15 protein-coding genes are annotated in these 19,960 nt (G+C 62.1%); 8 read left to right on the forward strand and 7 right to left on the reverse strand.

The window, feature by feature from the left end; genetic code table 11:
* Positions 1-117: 117 nt before the first annotated feature.
* Positions 118-1,287 carry an alpha-D-ribose 1-methylphosphonate 5-triphosphate diphosphatase gene (locus AC245Y_RS06270; RefSeq protein ID WP_017993550.1) on the forward strand — a complete coding sequence of 390 codons (1,170 nt, stop codon included), beginning with the start codon at positions 118-120 and terminating at the stop codon, positions 1,285-1,287.
* Here the strand turns inward: AC245Y_RS06270 and purN are convergent.
* Both purN and purM read right to left on the reverse strand, forming a co-directional pair.
* Entirely contained in the window at positions 1,284-1,955 is a 672-nt protein-coding gene (gene purN / locus AC245Y_RS06275) for a phosphoribosylglycinamide formyltransferase (RefSeq protein WP_012756862.1), read from the reverse strand. The genes AC245Y_RS06270 and purN overlap by 4 nt on opposite strands.
* A complete protein-coding gene (purM, locus tag AC245Y_RS06280) occupies positions 1,952-3,025 on the reverse strand; it encodes a phosphoribosylformylglycinamidine cyclo-ligase (protein ID WP_017993551.1) in 1,074 nt (357 codons plus the stop codon). Before purM ends, purN begins: the two co-directional genes overlap by 4 nt.
* Positions 3,026-3,271: 246 nt before the next feature.
* On the opposite strand from purM, the gene AC245Y_RS06285 reads away from it, so the two are divergent.
* The 5 genes from AC245Y_RS06285 (at position 3,272) to AC245Y_RS06305 (ending at position 10,384) form a co-directional block, all read left to right on the forward strand.
* A complete protein-coding gene (locus AC245Y_RS06285; RefSeq protein ID WP_012756864.1) occupies positions 3,272-4,396 on the forward strand; it encodes an AI-2E family transporter in 1,125 nt (374 codons plus the stop codon).
* On the forward strand, positions 4,389-5,102 hold the full coding sequence (gene hdaA / locus AC245Y_RS06290; protein WP_012756865.1) for a DnaA regulatory inactivator HdaA: 714 nt from the start codon (positions 4,389-4,391) through the stop codon (positions 5,100-5,102). Before AC245Y_RS06285 ends, hdaA begins: the two co-directional genes overlap by 8 nt.
* Before the next feature lie 65 nt (positions 5,103-5,167).
* Positions 5,168-7,372, forward strand: coding sequence for an RNA degradosome polyphosphate kinase (locus AC245Y_RS06295; RefSeq protein ID WP_017993553.1), 2,205 nt, complete (start codon positions 5,168-5,170; stop codon positions 7,370-7,372).
* A 12-nt stretch (positions 7,373-7,384) separates the two neighbouring features.
* A complete protein-coding gene (gene ppx / locus AC245Y_RS06300) occupies positions 7,385-8,905 on the forward strand; it encodes an exopolyphosphatase (protein ID WP_012756867.1) in 1,521 nt (506 codons plus the stop codon).
* 270 nt (positions 8,906-9,175) lie between these two features.
* Entirely contained in the window at positions 9,176-10,384 is a 1,209-nt protein-coding gene (locus tag AC245Y_RS06305; RefSeq protein ID WP_012757661.1) for a helix-turn-helix domain-containing protein, read from the forward strand.
* Positions 10,385-10,518: 134 nt separating this feature from the next.
* Here AC245Y_RS06305 and AC245Y_RS06310 read toward each other — a convergent pair whose 3' ends face one another.
* From AC245Y_RS06310 to AC245Y_RS06325, 4 genes are all read right to left on the reverse strand, one after another.
* Entirely contained in the window at positions 10,519-11,877 is a 1,359-nt protein-coding gene (locus AC245Y_RS06310) for an esterase-like activity of phytase family protein (protein ID WP_017993555.1), read from the reverse strand.
* A gap of 105 nt (positions 11,878-11,982) precedes the next feature.
* Positions 11,983-13,044: an adenylate/guanylate cyclase domain-containing protein gene (locus tag AC245Y_RS06315; RefSeq protein WP_012756870.1), complete on the reverse strand. Its 1,062-nt coding sequence runs from the start codon at positions 13,042-13,044 to the stop codon at positions 11,983-11,985.
* Between the two features lie 177 nt (positions 13,045-13,221).
* Positions 13,222-14,367 (reverse strand): ribonuclease D, encoded by a 1,146-nt coding sequence (gene rnd / locus AC245Y_RS06320; RefSeq protein ID WP_017993556.1) that lies wholly within the window; start codon positions 14,365-14,367, stop codon positions 13,222-13,224.
* A 164-nt stretch (positions 14,368-14,531) separates the two neighbouring features.
* Positions 14,532-15,923 (reverse strand): multicopper oxidase family protein, encoded by a 1,392-nt coding sequence (locus AC245Y_RS06325; protein ID WP_017993557.1) that lies wholly within the window; start codon positions 15,921-15,923, stop codon positions 14,532-14,534.
* 253 nt (positions 15,924-16,176) lie between these two features.
* Between AC245Y_RS06325 and aspS the strand changes: the two genes are divergently transcribed.
* Positions 16,177-17,967 carry an aspartate--tRNA ligase gene (aspS, locus tag AC245Y_RS06330; RefSeq protein WP_017993558.1) on the forward strand — a complete coding sequence of 597 codons (1,791 nt, stop codon included), beginning with the start codon at positions 16,177-16,179 and terminating at the stop codon, positions 17,965-17,967.
* A 63-nt stretch (positions 17,968-18,030) separates the two neighbouring features.
* Here aspS and AC245Y_RS06335 read toward each other — a convergent pair whose 3' ends face one another.
* On the reverse strand, positions 18,031-19,197 hold the full coding sequence (locus tag AC245Y_RS06335; RefSeq protein ID WP_017993559.1) for a serine hydrolase domain-containing protein: 1,167 nt from the start codon (positions 19,195-19,197) through the stop codon (positions 18,031-18,033).
* Between the two features lie 66 nt (positions 19,198-19,263).
* Between AC245Y_RS06335 and AC245Y_RS06340 the strand changes: the two genes are divergently transcribed.
* On the forward strand, positions 19,264-19,905 hold the full coding sequence (locus AC245Y_RS06340; RefSeq protein ID WP_017993560.1) for a TetR/AcrR family transcriptional regulator: 642 nt from the start codon (positions 19,264-19,266) through the stop codon (positions 19,903-19,905).
* Positions 19,906-19,960 lie beyond the last annotated feature (55 nt).

Genomic DNA, 19,960 nt, shown 5'->3' on the forward strand with positions numbered 1-19,960 from the left:
TTCCAAAGCGCAAGTTTCCGCTTTAAGATGATACGGCGCGAAATTTCATACGACTGTCACGTAGCAGTTCTATGCGCTGCGGTTTGTCAATCATCGGATGCGGTCAGGAGAAAGCCCATGTGGCTCAGCAATTTCACCCTCGTTCTCCCAAACGAGGTGGTGAGTGAAGGTTCCGTGCGTGTTGAGGGTGGCGTCATCGCCGAGATCCGGCCGGAGCCGGTCGCCGGTGCTGCCATCGATGGCGGCAGGCGGCTGCTGATGCCGGGATTCGTCGATCTCCACGGCGACATGATCGAGCGCGAGATCGCCCCGCGGCCGAACGCGACGATGCCGATCGATTTCGGCATCCACGAACTCGACAAGAAGCTTGCCGCCGCCGGTGTCACCACGGCGTTTGCCGCCGTCTCTTTTGCGACCGAAAGCGTCTACGGCCACGTCCGCTCGCTGCAGACGACATCGGCGGTGATCGAAGGCATCAACCGCCTGCGTGATGATCTGCTGATCGACCACCGCGTCCACGCCCGTTACGAGATCACCAATGTCGGTGCAGCGCCTGCACTCGAACGCCTGCTGAATGCCGATCAGATCGACATGGTCTCGCTTACCGACCATACGCCGGGTCAGGGCCAGTACAACAACCTGCAAAGCTACATCCTTAGCATCTCCGAGCGCCGCGCCATCTCCGAGGAAATGGCGGCGGAGATCGTCGCCAAGCGCATTGCCATGCGCAACAATGCTGACATCGAGGCCAAGCTGAAGGAGATCGTCGCGCTGTCGCTGAAGCACAAGCTGTCGCTTGCCTCGCATGACGATGACAGCGTCGAAAAAGTCGCCGAGATGCACGATCTTGGCGTCACAATCAGCGAGTTTCCGGTCACCGCGCCTGCGGCCGAAGAGGCGCGCCGCCGCGGCCTCTGGACGCTGATGGGCGCGCCGAACGCGCTGCGCGGCCAGTCGATGTCGGGCAATCTCAGCGCGCTCGATGCCGCAAGGGCCGGCCTGCTGAGCGTCATCGCCGCCGATTATCATCCAGCTGCCTTCGTGCCTGGCATTTTCAAGCTTGCCGACATGGTGGACGGCGGCATGCCGGCAGCCGTTGCCATGGCGACCGGCAATGCGGCCCGTTCCGCCGGCCTGTCGGATCGCGGCGAGATCGCCATCGGCCAGCGCGCCGATCTGGTCGTGGTCGAGCCGGGTGATATCAATCGCATCCGCGCCACCTTCCGCGCCGGCCGCTTCGTCTACAGCGACGGCACGCTGCATCCGTTAAGGGCGCTGGCGGCTTAAGCGCGGTCGCCGATCAGCGAAATAAGCTGGGTCTTGGGTGCGGCGGTCGAAGCCTCCGCGCCGACGGCCTTGCCGCCTTCCATCGTCACACGGCCTTCGGCAAAGAGCCGCAGCGCTTGCGGGTAAATCTGGTGTTCGATGGTGAGCACACGCGCGGCAAGGCTTTCGGCCGTGTCACCGGAAAAAACAGGTACGGCCGCCTGGCCGATCACCGGCCCCTCATCCATGCCTTCGGTGACGAAATGAACCGTGCAGCCGGCGATCCGCATGCCGGCGTCGATCGCCCGCTGATGCGTATGCAGGCCCGGAAATAAGGGCAGCAGGGAAGGGTGGATGTTGAGCATCCGGCCTTCATAACGCTGGATGAACGTCGCCGTCAGCAGCCGCATATAGCCTGCCAGGCAAAGAATATCGGGTTTAAGCTCGTCGAGCGCCGAAAAGATCGCCGCCTCATGCGCGTCCTTGCTGGCGTAGTCCTTGCGGGGAAAAGCGAATGTGGCAATGCCTTCGGCGGCGGCCTTGGCAAGCCCGCCGGCATCCGCCTTGTCGGAAATCACCCCGACGATCTCGGCCGGATAGTCGGCTGCCTTTGCCGCCGCAACCAGCGCCATCATGTTGGAGCCGCTGCCTGATATGAAGACGACGGCGCGTTTGCGCGGCGAACTCATATGGCAAGCGTGCCCTTGTAGACCGTGCCGGCAGCGCCTTCTTCGCGGGCGATCATGCGGCCGAGCGTGATAACTGTCTCGCCCTCGGCTTCGAGAGCCGCGGAAACCGTCGCGACATTCTCGCCGGCAACAACGGCGATCATGCCGACACCGCAGTTGAAGGTGCGCAGCATTTCCTTGGATTCGACGCCGCCCGTCTTGGCGAGCCATGAAAACACCGGCGGCACCTTGACGGCGGCAAGATCGATCTCGGCCGTCAGATGCTTCGGCAGCACGCGCGGAATATTTTCCGGGAAGCCGCCGCCGGTGATGTGCGCCAGCGCCTTGATGGCGCCGGTCTCGCGGATCGCCTTCAGAAGCGGCTTCACATAGATGCGTGTCGGCTCGAGCAGGGCTTCGCCGAGCTTCTTGCCCTCGGCGAACGGCGCCGGTGCATCCCAATCGAGGCCGGACAATTCGACGATCTTGCGCACCAGCGAGAAGCCGTTGGAATGAACGCCGGAGGAGGCAAGGCCGAGGATCACGTCACCCTCGGCAATATCGCCGGATGGCAGGAGCTTGCCGCGTTCGGCCGCACCGACAGCAAAGCCGGCGAGATCGTAGTCGCCGGAGGAATACATGCCGGGCATTTCGGCCGTCTCGCCGCCGATCAGCGCGCAGCCGGCCTCGCGGCAGCCGGCGGCAATGCCGCCGACGATGGCCGCACCCTGATCGGGGTCGAGCTTGCCGGTCGCGAAATAATCCAGGAAGAACAGCGGCTCGGCGCCCTGTACCACGAGATCGTTGACGCACATGGCGACGAGGTCGATCCCGACGGTGTCGTGATAGTCGGCATCGATCGCGATCTTCAGCTTGGTGCCGACGCCGTCATTGGCGGCGACGAGAACCGGATCGGTAAAACCTGCCGCCTTGAGATCGAAAAGCCCGCCGAAGCCGCCGATCTCGCCGTCGGCGCCGGGACGGCGGGTCGAGCGCACCGCCGGCTTGATCTTCTCGACGAGGAGGTTGCCGGCATCGATGTCGACGCCCGCATCGCTATATGTCAGGCCGTTTTTCCCAGACTGGCTCATGCTGGTCTCCGATGGCTATTTCAGGCGGCAAACGTGCCGCGTCATCTGCCGGTCGCAATTGCATGACAGGGGCTTTTATGCAAGCGCTGCATGGCAAAAGCCCCCAATTTCCCGCGTCTTCTTCCGGCCTTTCCGGGATTTGGCGCGACAGGGTTGACCATCTTTGCGCCTGCATCCTATGTGCTGAATGGCCGCTTCGGATCGCATGCGGCGTTCGGCGGCGGCGAGCGATCAGCGGGGAAGGCAATGCCACAGCAAGTCAGTGGGAACATTCTCAAGCGTCAGATCTTCTTCTGGCTGGCGGCGCTCGTCTTTTTCATCGCCTTCCTTTATGTCTTCAGCTCGATCCTGTTGCCCTTCATCGCCGGCATGGCGATCGCCTATTTCCTCGATCCGGTGGCCGACCGGCTGGAGCGGCTGGGTCTGAGCCGCATGATGGCGACCATCGGCATTCTCGTTGCCTTCGTCATCGTCTTCGCGCTGGCGCTGATGATCCTCATTCCGGTGCTGATCAGCCAGTTCAACGATTTCGCTCAACGTCTGCCGGGTTATATCAGCCAATTGCAGCAGTTCATCACGCAGGCGCAGAATTCGCTGCTGCCGGACTGGGTCGAGAACCAGATGGGCGCGATCAAGGACAATCTCTCCGGCATCCTGTCGGAGGGCATGGGCTTCCTCACCGGGCTCTTTGCGCAGATCTGGAATTCCGGCAAGGCGATCGTCGACGTCATATCGCTGCTTGTGGTCACCCCCGTCGTCGCCTTCTACATCCTGCTCGATTGGGACCGTATGGTCGCCAAGGTCGATCAGTGGATCCCGCGCGATTATGTCAGCGATGTTCGCCAGATCGCCAAGGAGATTGACCAGGCAATCGCCGGTTTCATTCGCGGCCAGGGCTCGCTCTGCCTCATCCTCGGCATCTATTATGCCGTCGGCCTTTCTCTCGTCGGGCTGAATTTCGGCCTGCTGATCGGCCTCTTCGCCGGCATGATCAGTTTCATTCCCTATGTCGGCTCGATGGTTGGCCTCGTGCTCGCCATCGGCGTGGCGCTTGTGCAGTTCTGGCCCGATTATCCGTGGATCGGGCTGGTGCTCGTCGTCTTCTTCAGCGGTCAGTTCCTCGAGGGCAACATTCTGCAGCCGAAGCTCGTCGGCTCCAGCGTCGGCCTGCATCCGGTCTGGCTGATGTTTGCGCTGTTTGCCTTCGGCGCGCTCTTCGGTTTCGTCGGGCTTCTGGTTGCGGTGCCGGCGGCTGCGGCCGTCGGCGTCCTTGTTCGTTTCGCGCTTTCGCGCTACCTTCAGAGCGATCTTTATTTTGGCGGGTCGCCCAGTGGCCGCGCCCGGAAGACGAAATCAGTTCCCAATGAATGACGTGAAGAACGCTGATCCGAAGCGCAAGGCCGGAGAGCAGCTGCCGCTGGTCTTTTCGCACGATGCCGCAAGCGGGCGCGACGACCTGCTGATTTCGGAGCGTCTTGCCGCCGCCGTTTCGATCGTCGATGCCTGGCCGGCATGGCCGTCGCCGGTCGTCGTGCTCGCCGGCCCCGTCGGCTCCGGAAAATCGCATCTCGCCCGCATCTGGCGGGAATTGAGCGGCGCCGTCGACATCCATCCCGAGCTTGGCTCCGACGCCGCAATTGCTGCCGCCGCCGGCCCGGTGCTGTTCGAGGATGCCGACCGCCTCGGCTTCGACGACAACGCGCTCTTCCACGTCATCAACAGCGTCCGCGAAAACGGCACCAGCCTGTTGATGACCAGCCGCCTCTGGCCGATGTCGTGGCCGGTTTTGCTGCCCGATCTGCGCTCGCGCCTGAAAGCGGCAACCGTCGTCGAGATCGGCGAACCCGATGAGGCGCTGTTGTCGCAGGTGATCGTCAAGCTCTTTGCCGACCGGCAGCTTTATATAGATGACAAACTCGTGCTCTATATCGTTGTCAGGATGGAGCGGTCGCTGAACGCGGCCCAGACGATCGTCGAAAGGCTTGACCGGCTGGCCCTGTCGCGGGGCACGAAAATCACCCGGTCTCTTGCTGCCGAAGTATTGAATGAATTGGGAAATTCGGAACCGGCCGATTGACTGTCACAGTTCCGTCGTCAAACTGATATAATTGCCTTTGCGGTTGATAACGGGGTAAGCGGACCATGGATAGTGCAGTCGCAGAACAGCAGGAACTTACTCCTGAGATCAACGACAACGTCCCGCCGCTGGAAGAGCTGCTCAAGAGCCCCGAACGCTTCATCAACCGGGAGTTCTCCTGGCTGCAGTTCAACCGCCGTGTTCTGGAAGAGACTTTGAATACCGAGCATCCGCTGCTCGAGCGCGTCCGCTTCCTGTCGATCTCCGCCGCCAACCTCGATGAATTCTTCATGGTGCGTGTCGCTGGCCTCGAGGGTCAGGTGCGCCAGAACATCGTCATCCGCAGCCCCGACGGCAAGACGCCGGCCGAGCAGCTCGACTCGATCCTGCAGGAGATCGACCATCTGCAGATGGAGCAGCAGGCCTCGCTCGCCGTCCTGCAGCAATATCTCGCCAAAGAAGACATCCTGATCGTGCGTCCCGGCGCCTTGAGCGATGCCGACCGCCAATGGCTGGCCGCCGAATTCGAACAGGCGATCTTCCCTGTTTTAACGCCGCTATCGATCGATCCCGCCCATCCATTCCCGTTCATTCCGAACCTCGGCTTCTCGATCGGTCTGCAGCTGGTCAGCAAGAATGGCCGCGAGCCGATGACGGCGCTGCTGCGCCTGCCGGTGGCACTCGACCGCTTCGTCCGCCTGCCGGATGATGGAAACACCATCCGCTACATCACGCTCGAAGATGTCGCCAACATCTTCATCCACCGGCTCTACCCGGGTTACGAGGTGCAGGGCTCCGGTACGTTCCGCGTCATCCGCGACAGCGATATCGAAGTCGAGGAAGAGGCCGAGGATCTCGTCCGCTTCTTCGAAACGGCGCTGAAGCGGCGCCGTCGCGGCAAGGTCATCCGCATCGAGACCGACTCGGAAATGCCGGCGTCGCTGCGTCAGTTCGTCGTTCAGGCGCTCAATATCCCTGATAATCGCGTCGCCGTTTTGCCGGGCCTTCTGGCATTGAACACCCTGTCCGAGATCACCAAGGCGCCGCGCGAGGATCTCAGGTATGCGCCCTACAATGCGCGATTTCCCGAGCGTGTTCGCGAGCATGCCGGCGACTGCTTCGCCGCCATTCGCGAAAAGGACATGGTCGTCCACCACCCCTACGAATCTTTCGACGTGGTGGTCCAGTTTCTGCTCCAGGCTGCGCGCGATCCTGATGTCCTGGCGATAAAGCAGACGCTTTATCGCACCTCCAACGACAGCCCGATTGTCCGCGCACTAATCGACGCCGCCGAAGCCGGCAAGTCGGTGACGGCGCTGGTCGAGCTCAAGGCCCGCTTCGACGAAGAGGCGAACATCCGCTGGGCGCGCGATCTAGAGCGCGCCGGCGTGCAGGTCGTCTTCGGCTTCATCGAACTCAAGACCCACGCCAAGATGTCGATGGTCGTCCGGCGCGAGGAAGGCAAGCTGCGGACCTATTGCCACCTCGGAACGGGCAACTACCACCCGATCACCGCGAAGATCTATACGGACCTGTCTTACTTCACCTGCAATCCCGTCATCGCCCACGACATGGCTAATATCTTCAATTTCATCACCGGCTATGGTGAGCCCGAACAGGGCATGCAGCTCGCCATCTCACCCTATACGATGCGCCCGCGCATCCTGCGCCACATCGAGGAGGAGATCCAGCACGCCAGGAACGGTGCGCCGGCGGCGATCTGGATGAAGATGAACGCGCTTGTCGACCCCGACATCATCGATGCGCTCTATCGCGCCAGTCATGCCGGCGTCGAGATCGATCTCGTCGTGCGCGGCATCTGCTGCCTGCGTCCGCAGGTGCACGGCCTTTCGGAAAAGATCCGCGTCAAGTCGATCGTCGGCCGCTTCCTCGAACACAGCCGCATCTTCTGCTTCGGCAACGGTCACGGCCTGCCATCCGACAAGGCGCTGGTTTACATCGGTTCGGCCGACATGATGCCGAGAAACCTCGATCGCCGCGTCGAAACCATGGTTCCGCTGACGAATCCGACCGTTCACGAGCAGGTCTTGTCACAGATTATGCTCGGCAACGTGATTGACAATCAACAAAGCTACGAGATATTGCCCGACGGTACGTCGCGACGCATGGAAGTGCGCAGGGGCGAAGAACCGTTCAATGCGCAGCAGTATTTCATGACCAATCCGAGCCTGTCGGGCCGTGGTGAAGCTCTGAAGTCCAGTGCGCCGAAGCTGATCGCCGGCCTGCTCGAAGGCCGCAACAACAAGTAAAACTGGACCTAAATGGTTGAATCTGAAGCCCAGGGGCGCCTTCCGGGGATCGCCCCGGTCTCCGTCGTCGATATTGGATCGAATTCTATTCGTCTTGTCGTCTACGAAGGCATGTCCCGTTCGCCAACCGTCCTCTTCAACGAAAAGGTCCTCTGCGGCCTCGGCAAGGGCGTCGCCCTTACCGGCAAGATGGATGAAGACAGCGTCGCGCGGGCTTTGGCGGCGCTGCACCGTTTCAAGGCTTTGTCCGATCAGGCGCGCGCTGCCACCATGTATGTGCTGGCAACGGCGGCCGCGCGCGAGGCGAGCAACGGTCCTGATTTCATCCACCAGGCGGAAACCATCCTTAACCGCAAGGTTCGCGTGCTCTCCGGCGAGGAGGAGGCGAAATTCGCTTCGCTCGGCATCATCAGCGGTTTTTACAATCCTGACGGCATTGCCGGCGATCTCGGCGGCGGCTCGCTGGAGCTGATCGATATCAAGGGCAAGGAGTTCGGCAAGGGCATCACGCTGCCGCTCGGCGGCCTGCGCCTATCGGAATATGCCGGCGGTTCGCTCTCCAAAGCCCAGAGCTTTGCCCGAAAGCAGTTGAAGACGGCAAAGCTGCTGTCGAAAGGCGAGGGCCGAACCTTCTACGCTGTCGGCGGTACCTGGCGAAACATCGCCAAGCTGCACATGGAAATCACTCATTATCCGCTGCACATGATGCAGGGGTATGAGGTGTCGTTCGAAGGAATGATGCAGTTCCTCGACCAGGTGGTGACTGCGCGCGACTCCAGGGAGCCGGCGCTGCAGGCCGTTTCCAAGCACCGCCGTTCGCTGCTGCCTTTCGGCGCCGTCGCCATGAAGGAAGTGCTGAGCGCGATGAAGCCGTCGTTGATTTCCTTCTCGGCGCAGGGTGTGCGCGAGGGATATCTTTATTCGCTGCTGTCGGAGGCCGAGCGCCGCGCCGATCCGCTGCTTGCCGCCGCCGGAGAACTGGCGATCCTGCGTGCCCGTTCGCCGGAGCATGCCCGCGAGCTGGCGGAATGGACCGGCCGCATGATGCCCCTCTTCGGCATCCAGGAAACCGAAGAGGAAAGCCGCTACCGCCAGGCCGCCTGTCTGCTTGCCGACATCAGCTGGCGCGCCCATCCTGACTATCGCGGCCTGCAGGCGCTGAACGTCATCGCCCACTCTTCCTTCGTCGGCATCAGTCATCCCGGCCGCGCCTTCATCGCGCTTTCCAACTATTACCGTTTCGAAGGCCTGCATGACGACGGCGCCACCGGTCAGCTGGCGCAGATCGCCACGCCGCAGCTCATCGAGCGCGCCAAGCTGCTCGGCGGCATGCTGCGCGTCGTCTACCTCTTCTCGGCCTCGATGCCCGGCATCGTCAAGAACCTGACCTTCCGCAAATCCTCGAGCCCGGACCTCGACCTCGAATTCGTCGTGCCTCCCGAATATCGCGACTTTGCAGGCGAACGCCTGGACGGCCGCCTGCAGCAGCTGTCGAAGCTGACGAACAAGCGGTTGGCGTTTCGGTTCGAGTAGGTCTGATTTGCGGCCGTTGTGCCGTGTGTGCCCCCCTCTGGCCTGCCGGCCATCTCCCCCACAGGTGGGGAGATTACAAGTGGCATGACCTTCTCGCATCTTGAACGTCTAGCCGAGTTGAATCGCTGATTGTTTGGGGAAGCCCCTGCGCCCAGCCAATCTCCCCACCTGTGGGGGAGATGCCCGGCAGGTGTCCGACCCGGATAGATAGGTAACAGAACGGACCGTTTACATAGGTGACAGTTCTCTAGCAGCCGGGAGGGCCCGGCGATGGTTTGGAGAGAGACTGGCATCATGGACGAGCGGCTGCGCTTTGTTGGGGAATGTCTTGCGGGCGAGGAGACGATGACGGCGCTGTGTGCGGCCTACGGGATATCGCGCAAGACGGGCTACAAATGGTTGGAGCGGTATCGGGCGCTCGGCCCTGCGGGGCTTATCGACCTGCCGCGGGCGCCGCTTGAGCACGGGCGAGCAACGGCGGCGGAGCTGGTGGCGCGGATCGTGGCGGAGAAGGAGGCGAATCCGCAGTGGGGGCCGAAGAAGGTGCTAGCGCGGCTGAAGCGGTCGGCGCCGCAGCTTTGCTGGCCGGCGGCCTCGACGATAGGCGAGATCCTGAAGCGACACGGGCTGGTCGGGCGCCGGCGGCATCGCTGGCGGGCGGCTGGTTGCGGCCCGTTCGCGCCGGCCAACGGGCCCAATGCGGTGTGGAGCGCCGATTACAAGGGCTGGTTCAGGACCCGCGATGGGCGGCGCTGCGAGCCACTGACGGTGATGGATACGGCGAGCCGCTTTCTGCTGGCGCTGGAAGCCTGCGCGACGCCGGCCGAGGTAGAGGCCTGGCCGGTGTTCGAGCGGCTGTTTGCCGAGCACGGACTGCCGGAGCGCTTTCGCAGCGACAACGGTTCGCCCTTCGCGGCGATCGGCGTCACCGGGCTGACGACGCTTGCTGTACGGTTCATCAAGCTCGGCATCGGCCTCGAGCGCATCCAGCCGGGCAAACCGCAGCAGAACGGCCGCCACGAACGCTTCCATCTGACGATGCTGCCGCTGGCCATGGCGCCGGAGGTCGACCATGCCGCGCAGCAGGCGGTCTTTGACGCATTTCGCCAGAATTACAACGCCGAGCGTCCACACGAGGCGCTCGCTATGGACGTGCCTGCTGATCATTACCGACCATCACTGCGGCGCCTGCCCGACCGCCTGCCTGAACCGGACTATCCGGCCGAGGCGGCGGTGCGCCGGGTGCGCTCCAATGGCGAGATCAAATGGAACGGTGACCTCGTCTATGTCGCAGCAGCGCTGGCCGGCGAGGTCGTGGCGATCGAGGAGAGTGAAGCGGGCATCTGGACGCTACGCTTCCATGCCCATCCGCTCGGCATCATCGACAAGAAGACCAAGCGGCTTGTCCGCCCCAGCGCCCTGCAACCCCGACCAGCCGGCGCAGGGGCGGACACTGGTTTACAAGGGGGAGAACTGTAACCCATCTATCCGGTTCAATCTGTTACCCATCTATCGGCCGGACACAGGGCAGAGGGGGGCACACACGGCACAGCGTCAACGAAAAAGGCGCCGCCTTCGCGCCGCCTTCCGTATTCCGTAGCAGAACCCCGAACCTACTTCGCGTTCAAAAACTCGCCAACCTCAAGCAGGCTGAACTCGTTATTGTCGGCCTTGTCGACGGCGCGGCCGGCAGAGAAGGGCAGGTTGTTGTCGTTGCCGATGATGATGTGCGTGGCGTCGACGCGGTCGACGTTTTCGATCGTCACGAACGGCATGTCGTAGACGCCGTCCTTACTGCCGGCCTTCTTCTTGTTGTCGGGATCCTGAATGTTCAGGAGGTCGATATAGCCGATCTTGCGGACCGCCTTGCCGACATTGGCGTCGTTGAACTCGATCTTGTAGACGCGCTTCAGCACGGCCGGAGCTTCGAAGCAATCCGGCTTCGGCTGCTTCGGGTCGGCGCAGGCCTTGTCCGTCGTACCGGCGCCGTTGTCGCGCTCGATGACGAGAGCGGTGGTGTCGTCGAGCATGTTGAAGTCGCCGATCGACACGCCCTTGTCCTCGAACGGATAGAGCCAGCTGCGGCCGGTCCACTTCTTGGACGCGACATCGAACTCGATGACGCGGATGGCGGTGTGGCCGTCGATGGTTTCTACCGTGCCGTCATCCTTGTAGATGGCGCCTTCGAGCAGGCCGTAGAGCTTGGCGCCGTCCTTGGACATGGCGAGGCCCTCGAAGCCGCCGGAGCGCTTCAGATTGAAGACCGGCATCTTGGCGGCCGGGTTGGCCGGAACCGAGAGAAGTGGATTGTCGGGCGAAAGCACCGGCTTGCCGTCGAGCGTCGTCGGGATGACGTCGGTGAGGCGGCCTGACGTGTCGAATTTCAGGATGTAGGGACCGAATTCGTCGCCGAGCCAGAAGCCGTCGGCAACCGGCTGGATCGACTCGATGTCGAAGTCGGCGCCGGTGAGATAACGCGTGTCGGTGCCTTCAAGCACGATCGGGAACGGAGCAATCTTGTTGGGGTCGGAAAGGAAGAGGTTCTTGACGACTTCAGCCTTGTTGCCGGCCCAGTCGAACTTCATCTGGTGCAGGAAGAGCATGGAGTCAGACGAGTTGGACTTCGAGCCGAAGCCGTTGTCGGAGAGCGTCCAGAAGGTGCCGTCGGCCATCGTCTTGACCCCTGAGAAACCCTGGATCGGCTGACCGTCGAAGGGAAGCTTCAGATCGGTGATCCGGGCTCCGTCCTTGCCGGGAACGGTGCCGAGCGCTTCGGTGCGCTTACGGTCCGGCGTTGTAAACTTGCCGGAATGCTTGAGGAATTCGGGGGCATCGGCCGGTGCCGGAACCATGGTGTTGGCAGGCAGGATCGCCTGGCCGGCGAGCTTGGCCGGGAACTGCTGCTGGTCGGCCGAAGCGGCGCCCGCGACCAGGATGAAAAGCGATACGGAAGCAAAAAGGACGTTCTTCATAATATCCCCGTGGAGCGGATTGCAAAGGCCTTCCGCTTAGCAGGGCTTTAATGTCAGCGAATTGACGGTTGGGTGAAGCTTTGGTGACGTGAGGTCAGACGGTGCTCAGCCGTGCAGAATGACGGCCGGCGCGTTCAGCACGGTGACCGCGCGCGAGGAAAGCGCCATGACGCCGAGTGCCTGACCGCGTCCCTTCACGGCATGGGTGCCGAGATCCTCGCAGGATATCTCGTCAGGAAATTCCATGCGCCGGGCAAGCTCGCTGGATATCAGAACCGATCGGTTCAGACTGCGGCAGAGCGTCTCCAGCCGGGCAGTGGTGTTCACCGTATCGCCGAAATAGCTGATCTTATGATGATCGACACCGATTTCGGCGGTGATGATCTCGCCGCCGTGAAGGGCGGCGCGGAGCTTCGGTACCTGCCCGTAATTTTTCCGCCAGCCGGCGGCATTGGCTTCGATATCGGCAAGGATATCGAACATGCAGCGCACGCAGCGCGCATTCTTGACGCCGCGGGTAAGCGGCCAGGTGATGATCGCTGCATCGCCGACATAGTCATTGATCATGCCCTTGTGGCGCCTGACGGGCTCGGCGAAGGTTGCAAACAGCGAGCTCAGCAGCTGTTGCGCCCTGAGGTCGCCGTGCTTTTCGGCAAAAGCCGTCGAATCGACGAGGTCGATGAACAGAAAGACGCGCTCTTCCTTGACCGGATTGCGGTAGCGGCTGATGAGCATGCTGAGGAAAACTTCACGACCGAGCAGTTCTCGCACGCGCAAGACGAAGATCAGCATGGTGCAGACCGCCAACGCATAGACGAAGACTTCGAACGGCATGATGACGAGGTCGAGGAGCGACGCCGGCTTCACCATGCCGAGCGACCAGAGCAGCAGGCCGGCGCAGGCAAAGCCGATGCTCATCAGGATTTCGTAGATCAGCAGCTCGGTGATGATGAAGGCGAAGGTCGGCAGCTTCTGGATGCGCCTGTAGAGTGCTCGAAACAGCACCTTACGCTCGAAGGCGAGGATCGGCATGCCGATGAAGAGCGCGAAGATCGCCCCGACAATCGGTGTCTGATTGGAGTAGAACATCAGATCATAGATGACGCCGCTGGCCGCAAGGACGATCGTGATCAGGATCCAATTCTGTGTCGGAGATATTTCCCGCATGCCGCCTCTGCGCCGTGATGTTGGTTAAGGCCATTGTTTCAGGCCGGAAAAAACCGTCAAGCGAATTCGAATCTACAGCGCCGCGCGTCCTTTTCAGACGCGCGGCGCTGTAGCATTTGAATGACTGCGTGATTTTGTCCTAAAATCGATGCCGATTTAAGGCGTGATGCACTCGCCTCAGAGGCTGACGGTTTCGACCTTCCGGTCGACGAAGCGCAGAGCGATCGCGCCCTGGATCAGTTGCAGTGCCGGCTCGCCGAAAAGATCGCGCCGCCAGCCGTGCAGGGCGGCGACTTCGGCCTTCTCGCCCTCGGCGGCGATCTTGTCGAGATCCTCGCTGTTGGCGATCACCTTCGGCGCCACGCCGTGTTTTTCCGATATCAGCTTCAGCAGCACCTTGAGCAATTCGACGGCAGCAGCGGCCCCCTCGGGCGCCTGCGCCTGGCGCGGTACATGCGGCATATCGGCCTTCGGAAGAGCAAGAGCGGTGTTGACGGCCTCGATGACCGCGGCGCCGGAAGTCGAGCGCTCCCAACCCTTCGGAATGGTGCGCAGACGGCCGAGCGCCTCGGTATCCTTGGGCTGCTGCTGGGCGATCTCGTAGATCGCATCATCCTTCAGCACCCGCGAACGCGGCACGTTGCGGGCGCGCGCCTCGCGTTCGCGCCAGGCGGCGACATATTTCAGGATCGCCAGCTCCTGCGGCTTGCGCAGGCGCATCTTCAGCCGCTGCCAGGCATCGTCGGGATGCATGTCGTAGGTTTCGCGCGACTCGAGAATGTCCATTTCCTCGGAGAGCCAGGAGCTGCGGCCTTCGCGATCGAGTTCCGCCTTCAGTGACAGGTAGACGTCGCGCAGGTGGGTGACGTCAGCCAGCGCATAATCGAGCTGTTTGTCCGAGAGCGGCCGGCGGCTCCAGTCGGTGAAGCGCGACGACTTGTCGATATGGACGTTCTTGATGCGGCTGACCAACTGGTCATAGGAGACGCTGTCGCCGAAGCCGCAGACCATGGCGGCGACTTGCGTGTCGAAGATCGGATGCGGAATGAGATTGCCGCGATTGAAGATGATTTCGATGTCCTGGCGCGCCGCGTGAAAGACCTTCAGCACCTTCGTATCGGCCATCAGCTCGAAGAAGGGGGCGAGATCGATGCCCTTGGCCAGCGGATCGACGAGAACTTCCATCGTCGGGCTTGCCATCTGGATCAGGCAGAGCTCCGGCCAGAAGGTCGTTTCGCGCAGGAATTCGGTGTCGATGGTGATGAAGTCGGACTTGGCCAGCTCTTTGCAGGCGGCCGCCAAATCGGCGGTGGTTTCGATCATATCATTTCATTCGCAAGGAAAAGGTCGGTTGAACCTTCCTTCTCCTTTCGGTTCGATATGTCAATACAACAGCATACGCTTCGAGCATTGCTGGCGAAGAATCACGTCCAAACTGAGGCAAGGTGCGATGCACGGCTGCAATCGCGGTGAAAGTGCAGGCGGCCTCAGCTTACCCTGAGATAGCTCGTCATCCCCGTCTTCTGATGCTCGATGATATGGCAATGCAGCAGCCAGTCGCCGGGATTGTCGGCGACGAAGGCAAGCTGCACCTTCTCGTCCGGCTGGATGAGATAGGTATCGGAGACCAGCGGCATCACCTCCCGCGTCGAGGAGGAGATCACCGTGAAGCTCATCCCGTGCAGATGGATCGGATGGGCATGCGGCGTGGTATTTTCCAGATTGAAGACATAGCTCTTGCCGAGCTTCAATTCCGCCAGCGGCGCCGTCGGATCGGGTGTATCGCCTGGCCATGGCACCTTGTTGATGGCCCAGAAACTGTAGCCCAGCGTGCCGCAGATGCTTTCGACGGCGGCATTCTCGGCAGTGGCGCTCAGTATCAGCGGGATCTGCTCGGCAGCGGTTAGATCGGCCTTCGGGACGGGGTTGTCGACAAGCGGCCCGAGATCTTCGATGGCGCGCTTCAACGATGATCCGACCGCGCGCAGGCTGGCGATCGTCTTCGGCGCCGTGCCGCGGATATCCTCCAGCGTCGCGACCGCGCCTTCATCATCCGGCATGCGCATGGCAAGATCGAGCCGTTGACCCGGTCCGATCTGCAGCAGGTCGAGGGGAAAACGCTTCGGCACCGGATTGCCGTCGATCGCAATCACGGTGGCATCGGCGCCTTCCATCTTCAACGAGAAGATCCGCGTCACGTCGGTCACGGCAATACGCAGCCGCACCAGCCCGCCGGCCGGCGCGTCATATCGTGGTTCCCGATGCCAGTTGGCGGTGCGCACCGTGCCGTAGGTGCCGGTCTTGGCAGCATCCCGCGGCCGGAAGGGAGCGATGAATTGTCCATCGCCGCCGAGCCGCCAGTCGCGCAGGTTCAGCACCACCTCGGCATCGAATTCCGGATCGGCCGGATCTTCGACGACGATGACACCGGTCATGCCGTGCCCCATCTGCGTCAGCGTGTTGCAATGCGGATGATACCAGAAGGTGCCGGCATCGGGCGGCGTGAAGGCATAGTCGAAGCTGTCGCCGGTATAGACGTAAGGCTGCGTCATGAACGGCACACCGTCCATGCGGTTGTCGATGCGCAGCCCGTGCCAGTGGATCGTCGTCGGCTCGTCGAGTCCATTTTTCAGCCGCGCGGCATAGGGCCGCCCCTTCCTCATCCGCAGGACCGGCGGCATGCCGTCATGGCCCCAGCTCATGATATCCCTGGTCGGTCCCGCCTCGGTCAGCATGGCTTCGGTCTTCACTGCCGTCAGCAGCTGCGGCTCGGGAGCTGCCTCGGCAAAGCCGTATTTACCGGCAATGCCGATGCCGACACCATAGGCACCCGCAACAGCGGATGCCTTCAAGAGGTTGCGGCGGCTAAGGAGAGGCATGCGGACGCTCCACGGTGAGAATGCCGATCCTTGTAAAGTTGACCGGCAGCTTCAGCAATACAGGAAGCGCGGCCAAACTGCCGCAGCATACGGGTCGCAGCCTCGCCATAAACGCGTGCCAAACGCCCGGCCGCGTGCGCCAAGCCTTGACAAATCGGAGCGTCCATGCGCTTTTCCGCCCGATTTTCTTGTCGGCGCTTGAGGGTCTTGGAACCCTTGCTGCCGTCTTAAGCCACATCCAGGATTTGAGATCATGCATCGCTATCGCAGCCACACATGTGCCGCCCTCCGCAAGTCGGATGTCGGCTCGACCGTCCGTATTTCCGGCTGGGTTCACCGCGTTCGCGACCATGGCGGCGTTCTCTTCATCGACCTTCGCGACCATTACGGCATCACCCAGGTGGTCGCCGATCCTGATAGCCCGGCCTTCAAGATGGCGGAAACCGTGCGCGGCGAATGGGTCATCCGCATCGATGGCCTCGTCAAGGCGCGCACCGAAGACACCGTCAACAAGACCATGGCGACTGGCGAGATCGAGCTCTACGCGCAGGAGATCGAAGTCCTCTCCGCCGCCAAGGAATTGCCGCTGCCGATCTTCGGCGAGCCGGATTATCCCGAAGACGTCCGCCTGAAGTATCGCTTCCTCGATCTTCGCCGCGAAACGCTGCACAAGAACATCGTCAAGCGCACCCAGGTGATCTCCGCCATGCGCCGCGAAATGGGCAATGTCGGCTTTACCGAATATACGACGCCGATCCTGACGGCCTCCTCGCCGGAAGGCGCGCGCGACTTCCTCGTGCCGTCCCGCATCCATCCCGGCACCTTCTACGCGCTGCCGCAGGCGCCGCAGCAGTACAAGCAACTGCTGATGGTGGCGGGCTTCGACCGTTATTTCCAGATCGCGCCCTGCTTCCGCGACGAAGACCCGCGCGCCGACCGCCTACCGGGTGAATTCTACCAGCTCGACCTCGAAATGAGCTTCGTCACCCAGGAAGACGTCTGGGACACGATGGGTCCGCTGATGACAGGCATTTTCGAAGAGTTCGCCGAAGGCAAGCCGGTCACCAAGGAATGGCCGCGCATCCCCTATGACGTGGCGATCCGTAAATATGGTTCGGACAAGCCGGACCTGCGCAACCCCATCGTCATGGAAGCGGTCACCGAACATTTCGCCGGCTCCGGCTTCAAGGTCTTCGCCGGCATGATCGCCTCTAACCCGAAGGTCGAGATCTGGGCGATCCCGGCAAAGACCGGCGGTTCCAGAGCGTTCTGCGATCGCATGAATGCCTGGGCGCAGTCGACCGGTCAGCCTGGCCTCGGCTACATCTTCTGGCGCAAGGAAGGTGACAAGCTCGAGGGCGCCGGCCCGCTTGCAAAGAACATCGGCGAGGAGCGCACCGACGCGATCCGTACCCAGCTCGGTCTCGATGACGGGGACGCCTGCTTCTTCGTTGCCGGCGATCCGGCGAAGTTCTACAAGTTTGCCGGTGAAGCCCGCACCAAGGCCGGCGAAGAGCTGAACCTTGTCGATCGCGACCGTTTCGAACTCTGCTGGATCGTCGACTTCCCGTTCTTCGAATGGAGCGAGGAAGAAAAGAAAGTCGATTTCGCGCACAACCCGTTCTCGATGCCGCAGGGCGGCCTCGAAGCGCTGCAGAGCCAGGATCCGTTGACCATCAAGGCGTTCCAGTATGATGCCGTCTGCAACGGCTTCGAAATCGCCTCAGGCTCGATCCGTAACCAGTCGCCGGAAACCATGGTGGCCGCCTTCGAGAAGGTCGGCCTCAGCCAGCAGGATGTCGAAGACCGTTTCGGCGGCCTCTATCGCGCCTTCCAGTACGGCGCCCCCCCCCATGGCGGTGCTGCCTTCGGTATCGACCGTATCATCATGCTGCTCGTCGGCGCGAAGAACCTGCGCGAAATCTCGCTGTTCCCGATGAACCAGCAGGCCCAGGACCTGCTGATGGGCGCGCCGAGCCCGGCAAGCCCGACACAGCTGCGCGAGCTCTCGATCCGGCCGATCCCGCCGGTCAAGAAAGACTGAGATCATCTGATCTCGAATGCAAAAGCCCGGCAATCGCCGGGCTTTTCTGCTTGTATCGTTCGTTCACAATGCCGCGTAGATCGCCTCGCGAAGATCGACTGTGAACTTGCCCCACATGCCCTCCAGCGTCGTGTTGGTCAGTGCAACGACGGTCAGCCCATTAACCGGGTCGATGAACCAGCTATGGCCATAGACGCCGCCCCATTTCAGCGTGCCGGTGGGGAAGGGGACGCCTGCCTCGGCCGGATCGGTGATGACTGACCAGCCAAAGCCAAAGCCGGAGCCGGGTTCGTGCTGCTGGCGGTGGCCGTTGGCCTGGTCCGTCGCCATCATCCCTACGGTTTCGATCGAGAGCAGCGGTGCACCACCTCTACGGATGGTTTCGAGTATGGCCAGGACGTCACCCGCCGTTCCCGCCATGCCGGCGCCGCCGGAATGATAGGAGGCGGGGTCGAAGATGCGGTTCGGCGCGAAGCGGATGGGGCCCATCAGCGACATCACCAGCGCAGTCTCGCCCATCAGCGCCGGTTCCGGTGAAGCGTCCATATAGGCCGCTGCCAGCCGGCTGCGGTCGCGAACCGAAAACGCGGTATCGGCAAGGCCAAGCGGTTTCGTCACCAGTTCAGCGACGGCCTCGCCTAGCGGCACTCCGGTTTCCGCCTCGATGACGCCGCCGAGAACATCCATGGCAATGGAATATTGCCAGTCGCTGCCCGGCGCGAAGCGCAATGGCGCGCTGGCGATCCGCCGCAGGTTCTCGGCGAGCGACAGTCCGGGCTCGGCGAGGCCGTCGGAAACACCGGCGTGGGCATAGGCATCGTCCTCTTCGAAGAAGCTGTAGCTGAGGCCGGACGTATGGGTCAGCAGGTGGCGGATGCGAATGGTTGCTTCGCCACCGTCAGGCAGCCTCGGCCGGAAGTCCGGCAGCCATCTCGTCACTGGGTCGTCGAGCCCGATTCTCGCCTGTTCGACGAGCCGCATCGCGGCGATGGTGACGATCGGCTTGGTGATGGAAGCAAGCCTGAAGATGGTGTCCTCACGCATCGCCAGACCGCTTTCGCGGTCGGCAAGGCCGGCGGCGCGGCGATGCACGATCTCTCCGTCGCGGGCGACGAACACCACCGTTCCCACAAGCCGCTTGTCGTCGAGCGCGCTTGTGATGGCTGCATCGACCGCTGCGGCAAGGGATGAATTCCTGTCGGCGTCTGCCATTTCGAGGGGAAGACTCATCAGATTAAACCTTCTATAATCACAATGACCGTTCCTGAATATAGAAAGCCGTTTCGAATTTCTAGAGTGATCATTGTGAAAAATAGCCGAGACGTGGAAAATTCTACCGCCCGACGCCGCGGCCGTCCGCCGGCCTTCGACCGCGAGACAGTGCTGTCGGCTGCCCGCGAGACCTTCTGGGCGCATGGATATGAGGGCGCCTCGATCGCCGATCTCACTGCCGCCATGGGCATCACGCCGCAAAGTCTCTATGCCGCCTTCAACTCGAAGGCAGATCTCTATCGAGCGGCGCTGGAGCAGTACCGAGCGCTAGGTTCCGACACGTTTTCCGCGCTTGGCGAGCCGATCGACACCGTCTCCGCCTTCGAGCGCATATTGCGGGGCTCGGCTGCGATTTTCTCGGCTCCGGAGCATCCGAAAGGCTGCATGATCTCGACGGCTGTGCTGAACTGCGCCAGCGAGAATGCCATGATCGCCGACCATGTCGCAGCGATGCGTCGTCGGTCGCTGGACGCTTTCACGGCGAGGATCGAGCGTGGCATCCGCGAGGGCGACATGAAGTCCGACACGAACCCCCGCGCGCTGGCGCGCTTCCTCGCTGCCATCATCCAGGGCATGTCGGTGCAGGCGAGGGACGGCGCATCGCTAGAGGAATTGTTTGATATCGCAGTCCTCGCCATCGCCGAGGTTGCCCGTCACCGCGCCTAAAAACGAAAAGGCCCGGCAGGTCACTACTGCCGGGCCTTTCGTCGCGAGATCGAAG

The sequence above is a fragment of the Rhizobium sp. SRDI943 genome (assembly GCF_057653695.1).

Bases quoted from the DNA above. Each gene is read 5' to 3' on its own strand.
- AC245Y_RS06315 (WP_012756870.1), bottom strand. From the start codon at position 13,044: ATGCGGGAAATATCTCCGACACAGAATTGGATCCTGATCACGATCGTC.
- purM (WP_017993551.1), bottom strand. From the start codon at position 3,025: ATGAGCCAGTCTGGGAAAAACGGCCTGACATATAGCGATGCGGGCGTC.
- AC245Y_RS06285 (WP_012756864.1), top strand. From the start codon at position 3,272: ATGCCACAGCAAGTCAGTGGGAACATTCTCAAGCGTCAGATCTTCTTC.
- aspS (WP_017993558.1), top strand. From the start codon at position 16,177: ATGCATCGCTATCGCAGCCACACATGTGCCGCCCTCCGCAAGTCGGAT.
- AC245Y_RS06325 (WP_017993557.1), bottom strand. From the start codon at position 15,923: ATGCCTCTCCTTAGCCGCCGCAACCTCTTGAAGGCATCCGCTGTTGCG.
- AC245Y_RS06270 (WP_017993550.1), top strand. From the start codon at position 118: ATGTGGCTCAGCAATTTCACCCTCGTTCTCCCAAACGAGGTGGTGAGT.
- AC245Y_RS06305 (WP_012757661.1), top strand. From the start codon at position 9,176: ATGGTTTGGAGAGAGACTGGCATCATGGACGAGCGGCTGCGCTTTGTT.
- AC245Y_RS06335 (WP_017993559.1), bottom strand. From the start codon at position 19,197: ATGAGTCTTCCCCTCGAAATGGCAGACGCCGACAGGAATTCATCCCTT.
- AC245Y_RS06310 (WP_017993555.1), bottom strand. From the start codon at position 11,877: ATGAAGAACGTCCTTTTTGCTTCCGTATCGCTTTTCATCCTGGTCGCG.
- rnd (WP_017993556.1), bottom strand. From the start codon at position 14,367: ATGATCGAAACCACCGCCGATTTGGCGGCCGCCTGCAAAGAGCTGGCC.
- hdaA (WP_012756865.1), top strand. From the start codon at position 4,389: ATGAATGACGTGAAGAACGCTGATCCGAAGCGCAAGGCCGGAGAGCAG.
- ppx (WP_012756867.1), top strand. From the start codon at position 7,385: ATGGTTGAATCTGAAGCCCAGGGGCGCCTTCCGGGGATCGCCCCGGTC.
- purN (WP_012756862.1), bottom strand. From the start codon at position 1,955: ATGAGTTCGCCGCGCAAACGCGCCGTCGTCTTCATATCAGGCAGCGGC.
- AC245Y_RS06295 (WP_017993553.1), top strand. From the start codon at position 5,168: ATGGATAGTGCAGTCGCAGAACAGCAGGAACTTACTCCTGAGATCAAC.